This is a genomic window from Bradyrhizobium sp. STM 3561 (assembly GCF_045571455.1).
In the GTDB taxonomy this organism is placed as follows: Bacteria; Pseudomonadota; Alphaproteobacteria; order Rhizobiales; family Xanthobacteraceae; genus Bradyrhizobium; species Bradyrhizobium vignae.
The window spans coordinates 5,175,589-5,191,463 of the sequence record NZ_CP120695.1 but is presented as its reverse complement, the minus strand read 5'-3'; the positions used below and the strand labels follow the sequence as shown (position 1 = coordinate 5,191,463).

The following is a 15,875-nucleotide window of genomic DNA, read 5'->3' as shown; positions in this document are numbered from 1 at the left end:
CTTTCTGCTTTCAATTTTTTGCGGTAATGTGAATCGCTTCACGCTTATGTAGCAGACGGGCTCGCATGATGCCCGAAGAGAGGGGAGCTACGGCCCCGCAAAGCGCCACCCAGTTCCATTCCATTCACACGCGAGTTTGGGAGCGACACATGGAAAAGCGCGAAATTGGCAACAGTTTAACGAAAGATCTGTCCGAAGCGAAGCGGGGCGCCTTCTCCCGCCGCTCGGTGCTGTCGTTGGTTTGCACCCTCGGCGCCGCGGCGCCGTTTGGGATGTTCGGAGCGGCTCGCGCGCTGACGGCATCCGGGACTGGATCGCTGTCTTATATTCCGGGCGCGCCTTTTATTTGCCGCACCGCGGCGAACAGCGAAGAGTTGCAGGGCCCACCCCGGCACCTAAAGCTCGCCTGGAACGCGAACGCGGCGTGCACGGTCGCTGCGCCGGTCGCAAAAGAACGGGGTATCTTCGCCAAGCACAATCTCGATGTCGATTTCGTCAATTTCGGCGGTTCGACCGACCAGTTGTTGGAGGCGATTGCGACTGGCAAGGCCGATGCCGGTTTGGGATTGGCCCTGCGCTGGCTCAAACCGTTGGAGCAAGGTTTCGATGTTCGGATCACCGCGGGTGTGCACGGCGGATGCATCCGGCTCCTCGGCTCCAAGGCCGCGAATATTGACAGCCTGGAGTCCCTGCGCGGCAAGGCTATCGCGATTAGCGATCAGGCGAGCCCGGCGAAGAACTTCTTTTCGATCTATCTCGCCAAGAAGGGCATCGATCCGGCCCAAGAGGTAGAGTGGCGCCAGTACCCGGCCAATCTGCTCGCGCTTGCCGTCGAGAAGGGCGAAGTGCAGGCGCTAGCCGAGATAGATCCGCTGCCCTACATCTGGCTGAAGGAAGGCAAACTCAACGAGATCGCGACGAATTTATCGGGTGAATTTGCCGACCGCACCTGCTGCGTTCTCGCGATACGTGGCAGCCTCACCCGAGGCGAAATGCCGGTGGCGGCCGCTCTGACACGATCGATACTGGAGGCGGCAGATCGAGTTGCCAGCGATCCCGCCGATGCCGCGGCAATCTATTCGGGCTACGGCGGGAGAGGGTCCGTAGAGGATCTCGCCACAATGTATCGTAGCCATACTCACCACAGGCATCCCGTCGGGGCGGAACTCAAGAAGCAACTTCTACTCTATACCGATGAACTCAAGGCAGTGAACGTCATCAAGCGAAGCACTGACCCGGCCAAGTTCGCCGACCGCATCTATCTTGACGTTCTAAGCTGAGCCGATTGGGAACATCTGCAGTGAGCTCGGTCATCGATGAAGTGCCGAGGCCATCAGAGAAATCGGGTTTCGGCTTTTTTGAAAGTTCAACAGCTCGGTCGCTAATCGGCGGACTGTCTGTGGCCGCCGCATGGTCTATGGTCGCCGCGCTCACTGCGTTCTGGCCAGATAAGCTCGAAAGCGATTGGGCCTACACGGGCGGCTTCGCCATTGCGTGCGGCGCATTGGCCCTTGTCCTTGCCTTGGCGGCCCTTGTCGGCGTTCGTTTCGTTGCTTTTCAGCGCCTCCAGCGGTTTTTTCCGTGGCTGTTCGCGCTGGCGGTGTTTTTGGCTGCTTGGGAGACCGTCACGGCAAAGCTCGGATTGCTGCCGTTGCCATTTTTTCCACCGCCGCAGGCGATCATCGAAGTCGTAATCGACGATTGGGGGCGGCTGGCTCAGGGCATCTTCGCCTCAGCTCGTCTGCTCGCGACCGGTTATTTTCTCGGTGCGGCGGTGGGGTTCGTAACCGGCGTCGCGATCGGCTGGTCGCGGCTCGCCGGTTATTGGATCCACCCAGTTTTGCGGTTCATCGGGCCGCTGCCCGCGACAGCTTGGCTGCCACTTGCATTTTTCGTTTTCCCGTCGAGCTTCAGCGCCAGCATTTTCCTGATCGCGCTCGCCACCGGGTTTCCGGTCACCGTGCTCACCTGGTCGGGCGTCGCCTGCGTGAAGAGCGCCTATTACGATATTGCGCGGACATTGGGAGCAACCCAGCGCTTCCTCGTGCTCAAGGTTGCCATTCCGGCGGCAATGCCGCATGTCTTTGTTGGCCTGTTCATGGGGCTCGGCAACTCGTTTGCGGTTCTTGTCGTAGCCGAGATGCTGGGCGTGAAGGCCGGGCTCGGCTGGTATCTGCAATGGGCGCAGGGTTGGGCGGCCTACGCCAATATGTACGCCGCGCTGCTGCTCATGGCGTTCTTGTGCTCCGGGCTGATCACGCTGCTGTTCCGCTTGCGGGACCGCCTGCTATCCTGGCAGAAAGGTGTAGTGCGATGGTAGCGGCAATCGCGAGCGATTACGCGGTCCGTGGATCGACGCTAACGCTCCGCGAAGTGAGCCATAGCTTCGATCTCGAAGGGCAGCCCCTGCCGGTATTGGACCGCATCAGCATGCAGGTCGGCCGCGGCGAATTCGTCGCGCTCCTGGGACCGAGTGGGTGCGGAAAATCGACCTTGCTGCGGCTGGTCGCGGGGCTCGACACTCCAACAGCCGGCTCCCTGCTAACGGAGGGAAGCGAAATCGAAGCACCCGATCCGTCGCGCGTCGTCGTTTTTCAAGACCCCACGCTTTATCCATGGCGGACGGTATGGAGCAACGTTGCGCTCGGTCTGGAAGCCCGCGGGTTGCTGCGCACCCATCGCGGACGTATCGAGGACGCGTTGCGCCTGGTGGGGCTCACGGGCTTCGCCCATGCCTACCCGCACCAGCTTTCCGGCGGCATGGCGCAACGCGCCGCTCTTGCGCGTGCGCTCGTCAACGACCCGAAGCTGCTCATTCTCGACGAACCTTTGGGCCAGCTCGACTCCCTGACTCGCATCGCGATGCAGGCGGAACTCGTATCACTTTGGCAACGCTCGAACTTCACGGCGCTGCTGGTCACGCACGATGTCGAGGAGGCACTCTTGCTCGCCGGCCGTATCATCGTGCTGAGCGAGCGACCGGCACGGATCAAGGCCGAAGTCGTCAACAGCCAACCCTATCCTCGCCACCGGGGCGATCCGCACTTCGTTGAGCTTCGTCGCGAGGTGTTCGAGCATCTCGGCCTCGATGAGGCATGGTAGCCGTCGAAAGGAGCTCGGCCGTGGCGGATCTTCTCATACATATCATAGAGCAGCCGCACGGCGTATTTGCCGCGATTGCAATGCGATTGCTTTAGCGGCTTGGTAGCCATGCAGACGAGGTCTAACAATCTGGGAAGCGCATGGAGACTTCGATGACCTCGGAATTCAACGTCCACAACGCTGCGGGCTATGAGCGACTCATGGGCCGCTGGAGCCGAAGACTCGCGCCGCTATTCATCGACTTCACAGGAATTGCCGACGGCGAAAGGATTCTCGACGTCGGCTGCGGCACCGGAAGCCTGACCTTCGCGCTAGCCAAAGCCGCCGACCTCGCCGAGATTGCCGCGGTCGACTATTCACCAGTCTTTGTCGAGGAGGTGATCCGGCGCAACACAAACCCACGAATAAAAGTCCGACAGGCGGATGCCTGCGCCCTGCCCTTCGAGGGCGGCACGTTCGATCGCGCTTTGGCGCTTCTCTTGCTCCACTTCGTTCCCGAAGCCGGCAAGGCAGTAGCCGAGATGCGCCGTGCCGTTCGGTCGGGCGGCGTGGTCGCGGCAACGGTGTGGGATCATCTCGGCGGCATGCCCGGCATGCGCATGATGGTCGACACGGTGGCGGCACTCGGAGAAAGCGGACGCGAGCTGCGCCGTCGCTATTGCTTTCAACCGATGATGCAGCCAGGCGAACTGAGACGGACATTTGCGGAACAGGGTCTCGTGGACATTGCGGAAATCGAGCTGATGATCCGAATGGACTACCAAGACTTTGCCGACTATTGGGCTCCGATTGCCGCTGGCGAAGGGCCGCTCGGCAAGTATGTGGCAGCGCTCGACGCTACGGAGCGAGCGCGCACCGATGCCGCCGTGCGCGATGCCTACGAGGCCGGCCGGCCCGATGGCCCGCGATCCTTTGCAAATGTCGCATGGGCCTGCCGTGGCAAGGTCCCCTGACTCGATCTCCTCCGAGGTCCTGAATCCGAAATCGTTCCCTCAACCGCGCAGCGGCGTTCGGAATTGTTACCGATGAGCGAGTCCGCTCAGGGTCAACAGCGGCGATTTGAGCCTCGGCCAATGACTTCCGGTCTGCCCCACACTTCCGACATGTCCTGCGCCGGGCAAACGCCCGGCAAACGGTCGCGAAGGGCCACACACGCAGACATTCCGCCGCGTTCAGTTGAAGATCAACTAGGCATCACACCGATCTGCTTCAGGAATCCGATGACGTCCTTTTCCGCCCATTTCTCGGCGAGCTTGCCGTTTGCGATGCGATGAATGGTTATGGAGGTCATCATTAAGTCGTTGCCGGTGCGCGGAGCTCCGGGCAGGTCGCCTTCATGCTTGCCGTAGGAAGTGAGGCGTGTGACGACTTTATCTCCTTCGGCAATTTGATCCTCGATTTTGTGATAGCCTGGCGTCGCTTTCCAGAAGATCTCGAAGACCTGCTTGAGGCCGTCGCGTCCCACCCGTAATCCGGGAAAAGGTGGGGGATTATGATCCTGATAGTCCTCAGCAACCAGTTCATCCATGGCGTCGAGATTGCCATTGTCAATCTCTTCGTAGAACCGGCGTACGATGCGCTTGTTTTCTTCGGTCGACATCAGACGCCTCCTTTCTCGCGGCCTTCTGAATTTGTCGCTCCACACCCATACTACCCTAGTTTCTGGGCGAACTCCTAAAATGCACGCGCAGAGTTGGTTGCTGGCGGTTCCGGTTAGGTCAACAGTGGCGATTTGAGCCTCGGCCAATCACTTCCGGCCTGCCCCACACTTCTGACATGTCCCCGCGCCGGGCAAACGGGTCGCGAAGGGCCACGAGCTGACGTTCGCCTCCATGCCACCAACCGCTGCGCTGGCTCGGAACCTGTCCCAAGCTTTTGAGTTGGTCTCACTCCCTTTTTGAGTTCCAAAAATGAAAAAGACCGCCGTCGGGGATGCCCGCAGCCTCGAACTGATGGTCAACGCGATTGTCGATTACGCGATCTTCATGCTCGATACGGAGGGCCTGGTCAGGACCTGGAACAAGGGCGCCGAGCGCCTCAAGTTCTATGCCGCCGATGAGATTGTCGGGAAGCCCTTCTCGATCTTCTACACGCCTGAAGATCGAGAGAAGGGTCTGCCGAGCAGAGCGTTGGCGACAGCCGCGGAGACCGGGCGCTTCGCATCCGAAGGCTGGCGAGTCCGGAAAGATGGCAGCCGGTTCTGGGCGCTTGTCGTTCTCGACGCCATCCGTGACGAGGAAGGCCGCCTGGTCGGTTTTGCGAAGGTGACGCGGGACATCACCGATCGGCAGCGGGCCCATAGCGACCTTCTGGAAAGCGAAAGACGATACCGCCGGCTTGTGGAAGCGGTCGTCGACTACGCGATTTTTCAGCTCGACCCTTCCGGGAATGTCGCAACGTGGAATCCCGGAGCCGAGCGCATCAAGGGCTATCGGCCGGAGGAGATCATCGGCCGGCACTTCAGCACGTTCTACACGCCTGAGGATCTCGAAAGAGGGGTGCCGAAAGCGGCGCTAGCGGAGGCCACCGAGAAAGGGCGGTTCGAAGCCGAGGGCTGGCGCATGCGCAAGGACGGCAGGCGCTTCTGGGCATCGGTCGTCATCGATCGAATTACGGACGAGAGTGGCGCGATCATCGGCTTTGCGAAAGTCACGCGTGATCTGACCGAACGCAAGCAGGCACAGGACGAACTTCAACGCGTCCAGGAGCAGCTCGTTGCCTCGCAAAAACTCGAAGCGGTCGGACAGCTGAGCGGCGGCATCGCTCACGACTTCAACAATCTTCTGATGATCGTCCTTGGCAATCTCGAGAACGCGGAGCGGAGCAGCCGCAATATCGGGGGGCCGAACCTGCACCGCGCGCTGACGAATGCGAAGCGCGGCGCTGAACGGGCTGCGGCACTGACAAGCCGGTTGCTCGCCTTCTCACGCCGCCAAGCTCTCGACCCGAAGCCGGTCAACCTCAATGGCTTCCTGAGTGGCCTCCAGGAGTTCCTTCAGCGCACCTTGGGCGAACGCATCGAAATTCAGACCGTCGGCGGAGCCGGCCTCTGGCAGATCGAAGCGGACGTCAACCATCTGGAATCAACCATCGTTAACCTGGCCATCAATGCCCGGGACGCGATGCCGAATGGCGGAAAGCTGACCATCGAGGGGGCGAATGTCTCCGTCGACGACGACTATTCGCGTATCAACCCGGAACTCGCGGCCGGGCAATATGTCGTCATCAGCGTGAGCGATACGGGCTCCGGCATGACTCCAGAGGTGCTCAATCGTGCATTCGAGCCGTTCTTCACCACCAAAGAGCCGGGGCAGGGAACAGGGCTTGGACTCAGCCAGGTCTATGGTTTCGTCAAGCAGTCGGGCGGACACGTGAAGATCTACAGCGAGGTCGGGGAAGGCACGAGCATCAAGATGTATTTCCCTCGCTACGCCGGCAATGCGCAACCTGCGCCCGACGATCCGGACGAGCTCATATCGGAAGGCGTGTCTTCAGAGACTATTCTCGTGGTCGAAGACCATGCCGATCTCAGGACCTACGTCTCGGACGTGCTGCGGGATCTCAACTACCGGGTTTTGTCAGCCGCTAGCGCGCAGGCCGCCTTGACCATCCTGCTGCAGGAGGATCAGCATGTTGATCTCCTTCTGACCGATGTCGTCATGCCCGGCATCAACGGCCGTGAGTTGGGAAAGCGCGCGCAGCAGATCAGGCCGCATCTCAGGATTCTCTTCATGACTGGTTACTCGCGCAACGCCGTCGTTCACCAGGGAAGGCTGGACGAGGGTGTCGATCTCCTGGAGAAACCGGTCACCCAAGCAAGGCTTGCGTTGAAGGTTCGCGAGCTTCTGGATCGAACCTGAAAAGCGCCAGATAGCCGCCCGAGTTATTAGATCTATCAGGTGTTGCTCGTGCAGTTTACGAGATCGATTGCCCGACCGACACAGACGCCCAGGCTCGGGCCGAGAAATTCTTAGAGACGGACATTCTTCCGTTGAGGTATGGGACGGGCCTCGCAGAGTTGCCCGGCTGGTGCGCGAGAGTTCAGATGATTACGGCGCCAGGGGGTCACCCGGAGCGCCTTGATTATCTCGGATCAGCTTCTGGCTGTCGGATTTCAATCGCACATTTGTCCCGCTCTCGTGGAGCTCTAGCCACCCGTGCTGGACGGCGTACTTTATGCCGGCGCCGAACTCGGACGCTCTGCCCTTCAGGGTGAAGAGGAAAGGCGCGTTGATCCTCTCTGGATGCGGTCGTCCTGAACCGGTTCGATGCTAGCGGCGAGCTGGACTAGCCGGCGCGCCGCGGCATCAGGATCTGCACAGGGACGTGGTACCGCGAACTTGGTCATGTTTCATCCGATGTTCGAGTTCTTTCAGAATAGACGTCATTGGTCGCTTGGGCGTTCTGGATATCGGCCATCAATTGGTTCGCCACTTCCTGCAGACGGTGTCGATCTCGCTCAGTGAACTCCCGCGGTTCGGTATCGATTACACAAAGGCAACCCACGACATGACCGGACAAAGTTCTCAGCGGGACTCCTGCGTAGAAGCGAATGCCTCTCTCCAGCACACGCGGATCATCGGCGAAGCGCGGATCCTCGGTGACATCCTCGCAAACCAGCATATCGTCTGCAGCGATCACATGGGCGTCGAGGGAGCCCTCGTGATTGCCCTGCAGACCTGTTTGAACTTCCTGGGGGAGGCTGTCAGCGGCAGTTGGATGAGTCTCATCGACCAAGGATACCAGCGCGATCGGAACGTTGAAGGCTTGCCCAATCTTTTTGGACGCCTCATCCAAGGCCTGACGTTTCGAGGCATCCAAGCCAAGGCTGCGTAGCGCGGTGAGCTGCGCCCGCTCGGCCTCAGCCGTAACCTGGGGCGCATCGCCGCGAACTGCTGCCCGACCGATCCATGCCTCCACCTGCTCGGTGCAGGCTTGCAGAGATGCGAATGCTGCGTCGGCCGCCATTTGCCTCTTGAGCTCTTCCGCGTGTTCCATTCCGGCAATCAAATTCCAGCAGCAGACGGCAAACTTCACTTGGGGAGCCCGTCGACGTAGGCGACGAAAGACATAGCGCGCATAGACCTGGGGCTGCGGGTGAAAATAGGACAGGCACACCACGTCTACCCCTTGGAGATCAAGCTGCTCCAATGCTCCCCGGCTCACCACGATCGGCGGCAGGACTTTGGCCCCGACGTTGCGTTCCTGAAGTACCTGGGCGAGCATCTCCGACGCTGCATGGTCAAGCTCCGTACGTCCGGCGAGACAAAGGACGCATGGTTGTTGCGTCAGATGATTTCCCACTTCCACAGCAGACGCTTTCTCGCGGACGTGGTCGTCAACCTCCCGCACAACCGAGATGGCCGTTTCCGCGACAAGGCGCCGGTAGTTCGTGTCTGTGCTGCTGCGCTGACGATCATTTTCCGCCAAGCGCAGAGCTGGAATGCCTACGTTATCGTACAGCTCGCGCGAGGAACACTCGTCGACATAGTTTTCGGCGAACTCGACCGCCTCCTCGATATTGCCAGCCAATAAACGCTGATAGAGCTGCTCCTCCGGCGCGAGCACAGGATCGCTGCCAAGCAGAACGCCCAAGAACTCCAACTGCGGGACGTAACGCCCGATGACGACCAGGCAGACGGTCAAAGGTGTCGCCAGGAATAGCCCAACCGGTCCCCACAGCATCGTCCAGAAGATCGCGGCGATGATGATCGCAAGGGATGACAGCCCCGTGCTGGAGCCGTAAAGCCAAGGCTCAATGACATTATTGCTGATGAGTTCGGCGGTGAGGAATAGCCCGACGACCCAGAACAGCATCGTCCAGCCTGGATCAACGGCGATGGCCAGGGCAACAGGAAAGATCGCCGCCAAAAAAGGACCGAGATAGGGAATGAATCGGAGTACCGCTGCGAGCAGGCCCCAAAGAATCGCGTTCGGTACGCCAACAAAGTAGAGTGCAACACCGATCGGAATACCGTAAGTCAGGTTAACAACAAGCTGCATCAGGAGATAGCGGCTGACCCGGGAGGCGGCATCGTTGAGGGCCTGCGTGCTCTTCTGAAGATCACCGGCTCCTGCCAATTTAATGAATCGATCGCGCAGGTCTTCCCGCTCGAGCAGCACGAAGATCACGAAAATGACCACTAGCCCGGAAGTCGCGAGCGGTGCCAGCAACGGACCTATGACAGAGCGAATGAGCTCCAACGGTCTCGGCTGGGGCGGCTCCAGCCGCACCGTGACAGGTTCCCGAGTCCCGGTACCTGCGCCAAGCCCGGACGAGGCGGCCTCGGACTTTTTCTCCTCGCCCGAGATCTCTCTGCCAAGATCCTGCATCGTCGTGGTGACCGTGTCGACGACTCCACCGCCTGGGGCCGAACTCTGCAACGAGTGGATCTTCTCGGTGATGGTGGTCTGATAGTTTGGGAGGTTGGTCGCGAGCTGGACAAGTTGCCGCCCGACGACCAAGGCGATTCCCGCGACCACGATAAAAGCAAGGGAAACGGCGATTAGTACCGCTGCGATGCGAGGTACTTTCCAGCGCCTTAGCCAATTGACCAGGGGTGTGAGAACGAAGCTCAGCAGGATAGCAAGAGCAAAAGGAACGAAGATTTCCCGGCCGAGATAGAGCGCTCCGATGGCTAGGACGATGCCACCGGCGGTCAGCATGGGCGAAGACGCGACGCGCGAGGCCGGTGTGCCTTGCGGCGCCGCCGGAGCCAGCTCAGCCATAGGGGCGAGCCTTTCAATAGGGTTTCGGCCAATCAACCCCAGATCAACGGGTTTGATCCATCCCGAACATTTCCAGGTTTCTGGGATCTGCCCGCCGACGCGCTCGGCTCGTAGACGGTGGTTTGGCGCGTCGCGCTCGGCCTTCTCGGATCAGGGCGAGCGATGTCAGTCGGGCAGCTAGGAACGCACGACGCAACCGCACGTTCGGACTCCAGCTAGTCGCGATCCGCGATTCCGAAACTCACAGTGGAGGGAGTCAAAATGAGGTCCATCGCGAGCGCTCTCGTGTTCGCCCTGGCGATGTCGGCTTCGGCTGCATTTGCCCAGACGACCAAACCGGATGTCTCATCCGCGCCGAGCGCGCAGAACTCGGGCACTGGCATCGCCGGTCAGCCTGGCAACAAGAATGGTCCGGCGGCAAAACCGGGAGAGACCGTCGGCTCCAGCTCCACGCTCAACCAGCAGAATCCGACCGTCCAGCAGCAGGACACGTCCAACATCAAGGGGCTGCCCGGAAACAAGAGCGGTCCGCCGGCTAAGAAGCCGGATCAGCAGTGACGTTGTCGTTGGCGATCGATAGCCACATGATGATCGAAGCCGAGACGCCGCTCGTCAGGTCTTCACGACTGGGAGGAGACGCGATGCAGTCGGCGCTCGTTCTCGGACTTGCGGTCTCGAGCTCCATGGTCTCGGCTCAACGGGTGAGATGGACGACCTATTCCATCCCGCAGACGGGTACCTCGGTGGATTTCCCGGCCTCGATCTTTACCGAAGAAGCCGGCCGGCCGGATGGCTACGGACAGCGATTTCGGACGGCTGACGGCCGAGCCGACCTTACGATACAGGCCGTACCCAACCTCTCGAACGATTCACCCGCTGCATTTCTCGCAAAGAAGCATCCGCCCGCGCGCATTCAGTACAAGCGAACGACGCCTCGGTTCTTTGCGGTGTCCAGCTACAAGGGCGATACGGTCTGATACAACCGGTGCAACTTCTCGAGCGGATTGATTCACTGCGTCCTGATCAACTACCCAGCGAGCGAAGAGCGCGAGTGGGACGACATCGTCACGCGCATCAGTCTCTCCCTGAGGGGCAGATAAGACGGGTGTGGGTTGGCCCTCGAGGCAGGTCGCTTGAGGCTTGAAAGTGGATAATACCGTTCGTGTTCTGGTCGTCGAGGACGAAGCGCTGATCTGCAGCGTCATCGAGGACGCGTTGCTCGACAACGGTTTCGAGGCCTGCTCGGTCCATTCGGGAGAGGCGGCTATGTCTACGTTTCGCGACGGCCGCGAGGGGTGTCGGGCGCTGCTCACGGACGTCAACCTGGGTGACGGCATCAGCGGATGGGAGCTGGCGCGTCAGATCAGGGAAATCACGCCTGATTTTCCCGTGGTCTACATGACAAGCGCCAGCGCGCCGGATTGGAAATCGCAGGGTGTCGACGGCAGCGTCCTGATCAGGAAGCCCTTTGCGCCGGCGCAATTGGCCGCCGCCGTCTCGCAGCTGCTCGGTGGCGGGGCCGTGCCAGGTTGAACCGGATCGTTGGGAGGCGCGGATGGTTCGGCGCGGACCAACGCATCGTCAGCGTGGCGGCGATGCTTTGGCCGGGCATGCGGCCGCGGCGCGAGCCGTCGCTACCGCCATCCAGTCCCGCAGTAGGCCTCTGTCCTCCCTCGAAAAGGACGCGCGCCGCTTGAGATCGTCCAGCGTCTCGCCGGGATGGCATCGCTCGAAGTCTTCGCGGATCAGCGACTCGAGATAGGCGCGGTCCCAGGCGCCGCCTGATTCGAGATGCTGGTCGGTCCTCATGGTTGGTGGGCACAGTCGAGGGGTCGGGATGCCTGCACAACGGCAAGAGCGAATGTTGGTTCATCTGCCCGATCGGCGAAGACGTATTGAGGCCGAAGCCGTTCGCAACGACGGCGGACGCTTTGCATGGAAGACGTGCCCTCGAACGGCGAACTCGCGCAGTTGGGCCTCGCCCGCATCAGCTACGGCCCCATTCCCTACGTGGAATCCATGAGTAAGCTTCGGGAGAAGGCAAGGAAATTGTTTTCCTGAACCGGGCGGCGGACGGCCAGGGTACCGTTCTCTGGACGGGTGCCGCCGGTTGGCCGAGGGCGACCCGGGCGTCGAAAGGCACGAATCTGGCCGCCCTTCGCGACTTTGGAACTGGCGTGGCCCCGCTCGAGCCTTAAGGGCGGAGCGCTATCGCTTGCGAAAGTCAGGGCCGGCTGCGATGCGGCGTGACGGACATTGACGCCCTCACGTCGAGCGGATATCCGCATTCGGGATCCTGAGCGATCGTCAGAGGATCGATGTCCGAAAACCACTGCGAGATCGCCTCGCGGGGATCTCCCGCCGGACGCTTGCCGCGTCCCTGTCGCACGACCTCGCGGGCCACCCGGGCGAAGAACTGCCGTGCCGTTTTGTCCGCGTCGACGCACTCGCCGACGACTTCCGCGAAAGTCTCGAGCGCGACCTTCCTCACGGCGGTGGGCGCGAACCCGGACGCGACGTCGGTCAACTGCCGCAGGTCGGTGGGGCTCATGGCGCCGACGGTCGCCAGCAGGTCGCCGATGAACGTGCGATGGCCGCGGCGCCAATTACGCCACAGGTCGTCGTCGTACTGATGCGAGAACAGCCCCCGCGGCAGGCCGTCGACGTAGGTCTGGTCCCGTTCGATCGCACCGGACAACCGCTTGAGCATGGTTTCGACGTCCTCGACCGTAAGCATCTGTTTGGGCATCATCGTTTCCTTTGAGCTGGCGAGCGGACCGATCCGTCGCGGCATGGCCAGTGTGGCCTCTGCTTCCAGATTCACGGTATCGGGAGGAACCAAGAGGCTCAAACGCGATAGGGAAGCTAAGGCGAGTTAGCTGCTCGATCGCGCGTTCTCCCCATGTTTATTCTCGTCGCGATCGGCTGGGACTTCCGGTGATCCGGATCTCCCGCACGAGGTCCGGCGTGATCATGATAACCAAGCGAGGCTGACGGCTTCCGGTGCCCTACCTCGTGGATTTGGGCGATCAAGGAAGACCACCGCTCGACGGAGGCGGAACGCTCTCGTTCGAATCGACCAGGCTATCGAGGGTGGCCAAATCCTCGGGTGCGAGTTCCTCGCGAGGATTGCGCCTGTTCAGCGCCCTGAAGCTCTTTTCCAGAGCCTCGACAAGCCGGCTATGCTTCCTCGACACCTTCCGTGCGCCGACGAATAAGGTCCGAAGTGTCTCCATTCGCTTCGTGTCGGTGACGAAGTCATCCGGAGAAGCGAGCACCGCATCGCGGAAGGCCTGCCGCACCCGCGCTCTGAACAACCGCTTTTCCTCGCGTTGCTCGGAAAATCGAGGGGGGCTGTCGGGTAGCGTCTTATGGAAGATGAACCAGTCTAGACTGCGCATCATGATGCGGAAAAGCGCGTCGATCTGTACCTGGTTGCTCAGAGTGTCGGGGATGGGCGTCGGACCGACGACTTCGATCTGGGCGAACACTTGTTGCGAACGCGGCAGCTTGATCGGTGCCGGCACGCCGGGTTGCCAGAACCGTCTCTCGGAAAAAGCTTCCTGCGTTTCTGCGCGAGCGAAGAAGCCGGGGTAGGGATTCAGCGGTTCGAGACCCGTCACCCGACGATCGATGCCGGAGCTGACGACGCCCACCTGGCTGAAGCGGGGATGGCGCCATACCGCGTGGACCGGCACGCCGCCTGCTGCGTAGACGACGTCGTCGCAGACCATGAAATTCTCTGCGAGTATTCTTTGGAGCTGGGCGGTCACCTCATCGCATTTGTTCGGAAGATCGAACCGCGAGAACGATTCCGTGTTTACGATTTTATCTCCTTCGGGAACGACTTTCAGGAGATCACGCGTCGCGTAGATATCGTCACGCCACTCGTCTGGGGTCACCAAGTGCTGCCGGACAACGAGGAAGTTGCCGAGGTCGCGGAAGTTTGGCTCTCCGTAAGGCCACCAGATTTTGCCGGCGAAGCTCAAGAGTTCGACGACCTGGTCCGAAGCGGCCGGGATCGCGAATCTTGCCACGCTCGACGGATATACGATACGGAAGGCCACGGGCGCGTCTTTACGTGTAACGTGGTGCACGATCCCGACACCCTTGGTGCGCGGATAGGGACCAAACCGCAACAGCCCGCGCAGGGGGTGCAGGTCGACGTCGGATGTTCGCTCGGGATGGAATGCGAGCTCGGCTTCCGGGATGAAAAGGTGAGGCGATATCTCGCTCGTCATGGGCGGCCTCTTCCTGAATAAGCTGTCGTATCGTCGAGCCTGAAGGCCGCATCCACGCCCGCGCTGATGCCGAGGGCCAGGATATCGCGCTCCGGGCACGCGAACAGCGTCGACCAGAACGAGAGAAGGGCATTGAGAGCCGGATTGTAGCGCCTCACTGTGCGCTCGCGGGCAAAATCGGTCGCCGCGGTTCTGTTCCCCTGCGTGATGCCTTCGAACACGGTGCGCGGCTCGAGCAGAAGCCAGAGCCGCCCGTCCGCCCAATCCAGCCGGATGCCCAGGCCCTCCCGCCAACTAAGTTCGGGATGCTTCGGTACCGTTCCACCAAGGCTGCCGGTCAGTTTCTTGAGCGGCCCCCGCTTCGCGTCGTCGATCGAGGCCGGGGTCAAGAGATCGCTGCTTCGGCGACGATCTGCAGTCATCGCATGCGTCCGGGTCAGCGCGCGGGTCAACGCCTCACGGAGAAGCCCACGCTCTTGGCTTTCGTATCGCAATCGGCGGACTTCGATCGCGTGCAGGTCGTAGCTTTCAATGTCGTAGGCCGAAAGCACGGCTCGCACGTCGGCGTCAGAGCCGAAAGCGAGTACTCCGGCTCGTGACCGGGTCGCGAGCACCGGCAGGTCTGCGGCTTCGATCGCCGACCTGACCTCCGCCACGCCGCCGATGCCGCATCCGACGCGGCGACAAACGGTCGGCGTTTCGATCAATTCGAGTGCATTGAGCCGGACCACTGGAAAACCGCGCTTGCCGGTCGGTCGCGGTGCGGGCGACCAGATTCGTCGCTCCGAAGCGAGTTCGTCCAAGGCTTTAGTGTCGAGATCCTCCGCCAGGCGAACGAGGTCGCGCAAGACTTCGTCGAAATTCTCGATCGGCACCGGCCCGCCGTCGACGCCTTTGCGGGCGGCGGCCGCCAAGAGCCGTTTGACGCGCGGCGACGGTGGGTCCTCGCCGCGATGGAGCCAGAAGATACCGGCAGGAAAAGGGGTGTCGCGTTCGAGAGCCGTTTCCAGGGTGTCCATGATGGAGTCGTCGCGGCCGCTGTAGCCAGTTACGATCAGGCCCCACCGGCCGCAACTGTCGATCAACAGCGACCTGAGTTTCGCATTCTGTTCGCGCAGTTCGTCTCCGGTGTTCTTCAGTCTGCGCGATCGAAAGTCGCCGTGCAATTTGACTTCGACGGGCCAACGCCCCTCGTCGATGACTTGGCGCCCAAGACTTCCGGTCTCGATCGCCACCGTCGTCAACTGACCAGTTCCGCCGTAGACCTTCGCGCAGCCGTCAGCGATCAACGGATCGAAGTTGGTCGTCCAGACGAGACGAGCACGTCCGGTCCGCATCATTGTCGCAAGAGCGACGTGTTCCGTAAGACGGCTTGGCGCCGCTCACCTTCGACGCGATGTAGGTTCGACGGTCCGCCTCGCTCGGATAGACGGCTTCGAAGAGAGCCGCATACTCGTCGGGAGCGCCGGGCGGCGGCAAATTCCCGATGCCGTCGACGAATGACTGCAGTTCGCGCCGGACGGCTGGGTTGGCGAGGTCGGCGACCATTTTCGGGGAGACGCGCCGCTGACTTATGTAGAGCTGCTGCTTGAACTCCCAGATCATGTCCCACGCCGTCGGGATACCGGCGGCCGCCGATCCACCGGCTCCGAGCAACCACATCAGATTTCCGCCCCGTTGCGAGAAGCGGCGCGCAAAATCATCCGCAGCGACGGCTAGATAGGTCGAATCGGCTGACATGCGAGTATTCTAGTTGTAGGACTTGCCTTGTACGGCTTAGGATTGGTCTTCTGTCATCCTGCA

At 61.2% G+C, this 15,875-nt stretch carries 14 protein-coding genes and 1 pseudogene; 9 read left to right on the top strand and 6 right to left on the bottom strand.

The genetic code is table 11. The annotated features are described in order from the left end of the window. Window positions 1-149: 149 nt before the first annotated feature. From P6U28_RS24595 to P6U28_RS24580, 4 genes are all read left to right on the top strand, one after another. Complete coding sequence (locus P6U28_RS24595) at window positions 150-1,280, top strand: ABC transporter substrate-binding protein (protein WP_407120113.1); 1,131 nt, start codon at window positions 150-152, stop codon at window positions 1,278-1,280. Window positions 1,281-1,300: 20 nt separating this feature from the next. Further along, the gene (locus tag P6U28_RS24590) at window positions 1,301-2,320 is read left to right on the top strand and encodes an ABC transporter permease (protein WP_244607908.1); all 1,020 of its coding nucleotides are present in this window, start codon (window positions 1,301-1,303) and stop codon (window positions 2,318-2,320) included. Further along, complete coding sequence (locus tag P6U28_RS24585; RefSeq protein WP_122401623.1) at window positions 2,314-3,102, top strand: ABC transporter ATP-binding protein; 789 nt, start codon at window positions 2,314-2,316, stop codon at window positions 3,100-3,102. Before P6U28_RS24590 ends, P6U28_RS24585 begins: the two co-directional genes overlap by 7 nt. A gap of 152 nt (window positions 3,103-3,254) precedes the next feature. After that, a complete protein-coding gene (locus tag P6U28_RS24580) occupies window positions 3,255-4,055 on the top strand; it encodes a class I SAM-dependent methyltransferase (protein ID WP_407120112.1) in 801 nt (266 codons plus the stop codon). A gap of 230 nt (window positions 4,056-4,285) precedes the next feature. Here P6U28_RS24580 and P6U28_RS24575 read toward each other — a convergent pair whose 3' ends face one another. Further along, window positions 4,286-4,702, bottom strand: coding sequence for an ester cyclase (locus P6U28_RS24575; protein WP_122401584.1), 417 nt, complete (start codon window positions 4,700-4,702; stop codon window positions 4,286-4,288). 310 nt (window positions 4,703-5,012) lie between these two features. Here P6U28_RS24575 and P6U28_RS24570 point away from each other — a divergent pair, with 310 nt between their 5' ends. After that, the gene (locus P6U28_RS24570; RefSeq protein ID WP_162500149.1) at window positions 5,013-6,962 is read left to right on the top strand and encodes a PAS domain-containing sensor histidine kinase; all 1,950 of its coding nucleotides are present in this window, start codon (window positions 5,013-5,015) and stop codon (window positions 6,960-6,962) included. A gap of 484 nt (window positions 6,963-7,446) precedes the next feature. Here P6U28_RS24570 and P6U28_RS24565 read toward each other — a convergent pair whose 3' ends face one another. Then, window positions 7,447-9,831: an AI-2E family transporter gene (locus P6U28_RS24565; RefSeq protein WP_122401625.1), complete on the bottom strand. Its 2,385-nt coding sequence runs from the start codon at window positions 9,829-9,831 to the stop codon at window positions 7,447-7,449. Window positions 9,832-10,092: 261 nt separating this feature from the next. On the opposite strand from P6U28_RS24565, the gene P6U28_RS24560 reads away from it, so the two are divergent. The 4 genes and pseudogenes from P6U28_RS24560 to P6U28_RS24545 all read left to right on the top strand — a co-directional run bounded on the left by P6U28_RS24560 (window position 10,093) and on the right by P6U28_RS24545 (window position 11,892). Then, window positions 10,093-10,389, top strand: a complete 297-nt coding sequence (locus P6U28_RS24560) for a hypothetical protein (protein ID WP_122401626.1) — start codon at window positions 10,093-10,095, stop codon at window positions 10,387-10,389. Between the two features lie 83 nt (window positions 10,390-10,472). After that, window positions 10,473-10,931 (top strand): annotated as a pseudogene (locus tag P6U28_RS24555) (hypothetical protein). 46 nt (window positions 10,932-10,977) lie between these two features. Continuing rightward, on the top strand, window positions 10,978-11,364 hold the full coding sequence (locus P6U28_RS24550; protein WP_122406464.1) for a response regulator: 387 nt from the start codon (window positions 10,978-10,980) through the stop codon (window positions 11,362-11,364). Between the two features lie 402 nt (window positions 11,365-11,766). Then, the gene (locus P6U28_RS24545; protein WP_244607909.1) at window positions 11,767-11,892 is read left to right on the top strand and encodes an isocitrate lyase/phosphoenolpyruvate mutase family protein; all 126 of its coding nucleotides are present in this window, start codon (window positions 11,767-11,769) and stop codon (window positions 11,890-11,892) included. 163 nt (window positions 11,893-12,055) lie between these two features. Here P6U28_RS24545 and P6U28_RS24540 read toward each other — a convergent pair whose 3' ends face one another. From P6U28_RS24540 to P6U28_RS24525, 4 genes are all read right to left on the bottom strand, one after another. Continuing rightward, window positions 12,056-12,655 carry a hypothetical protein gene (locus tag P6U28_RS24540; protein WP_407120111.1) on the bottom strand — a complete coding sequence of 200 codons (600 nt, stop codon included), beginning with the start codon at window positions 12,653-12,655 and terminating at the stop codon, window positions 12,056-12,058. A 205-nt stretch (window positions 12,656-12,860) separates the two neighbouring features. Next, a complete protein-coding gene (locus P6U28_RS24535) occupies window positions 12,861-14,072 on the bottom strand; it encodes a hypothetical protein (RefSeq protein WP_407120110.1) in 1,212 nt (403 codons plus the stop codon). Next, window positions 14,069-15,412 (bottom strand): SIR2 family protein, encoded by a 1,344-nt coding sequence (locus tag P6U28_RS24530; RefSeq protein ID WP_407120109.1) that lies wholly within the window; start codon window positions 15,410-15,412, stop codon window positions 14,069-14,071. The genes P6U28_RS24535 and P6U28_RS24530 overlap by 4 nt, the downstream gene beginning before the upstream one ends. After that, window positions 15,351-15,812, bottom strand: coding sequence for a hypothetical protein (locus P6U28_RS24525; RefSeq protein WP_407120108.1), 462 nt, complete (start codon window positions 15,810-15,812; stop codon window positions 15,351-15,353). The genes P6U28_RS24530 and P6U28_RS24525 overlap by 62 nt, the downstream gene beginning before the upstream one ends. Window positions 15,813-15,875: the final 63 nt, after the last annotated feature.

Excerpts from the sequence above, each read along its gene's own strand:
- P6U28_RS24580 (WP_407120112.1), top strand. The coding sequence starts at position 3,255 with ATGACCTCGGAATTCAACGTCCACAACGCTGCGGGCTATGAGCGACTC.
- P6U28_RS24545 (WP_244607909.1), top strand. The coding sequence starts at position 11,767 with ATGGAAGACGTGCCCTCGAACGGCGAACTCGCGCAGTTGGGCCTCGCC.
- P6U28_RS24565 (WP_122401625.1), bottom strand. The coding sequence starts at position 9,831 with ATGGCTGAGCTGGCTCCGGCGGCGCCGCAAGGCACACCGGCCTCGCGC.
- P6U28_RS24595 (WP_407120113.1), top strand. The coding sequence starts at position 150 with ATGGAAAAGCGCGAAATTGGCAACAGTTTAACGAAAGATCTGTCCGAA.
- P6U28_RS24530 (WP_407120109.1), bottom strand. The coding sequence starts at position 15,412 with ATGATGCGGACCGGACGTGCTCGTCTCGTCTGGACGACCAACTTCGAT.
- P6U28_RS24585 (WP_122401623.1), top strand. The coding sequence starts at position 2,314 with ATGGTAGCGGCAATCGCGAGCGATTACGCGGTCCGTGGATCGACGCTA.
- P6U28_RS24570 (WP_162500149.1), top strand. The coding sequence starts at position 5,013 with ATGAAAAAGACCGCCGTCGGGGATGCCCGCAGCCTCGAACTGATGGTC.
- P6U28_RS24535 (WP_407120110.1), bottom strand. The coding sequence starts at position 14,072 with ATGACGAGCGAGATATCGCCTCACCTTTTCATCCCGGAAGCCGAGCTC.
- P6U28_RS24525 (WP_407120108.1), bottom strand. The coding sequence starts at position 15,812 with ATGTCAGCCGATTCGACCTATCTAGCCGTCGCTGCGGATGATTTTGCG.
- P6U28_RS24560 (WP_122401626.1), top strand. The coding sequence starts at position 10,093 with ATGAGGTCCATCGCGAGCGCTCTCGTGTTCGCCCTGGCGATGTCGGCT.
- P6U28_RS24575 (WP_122401584.1), bottom strand. The coding sequence starts at position 4,702 with ATGTCGACCGAAGAAAACAAGCGCATCGTACGCCGGTTCTACGAAGAG.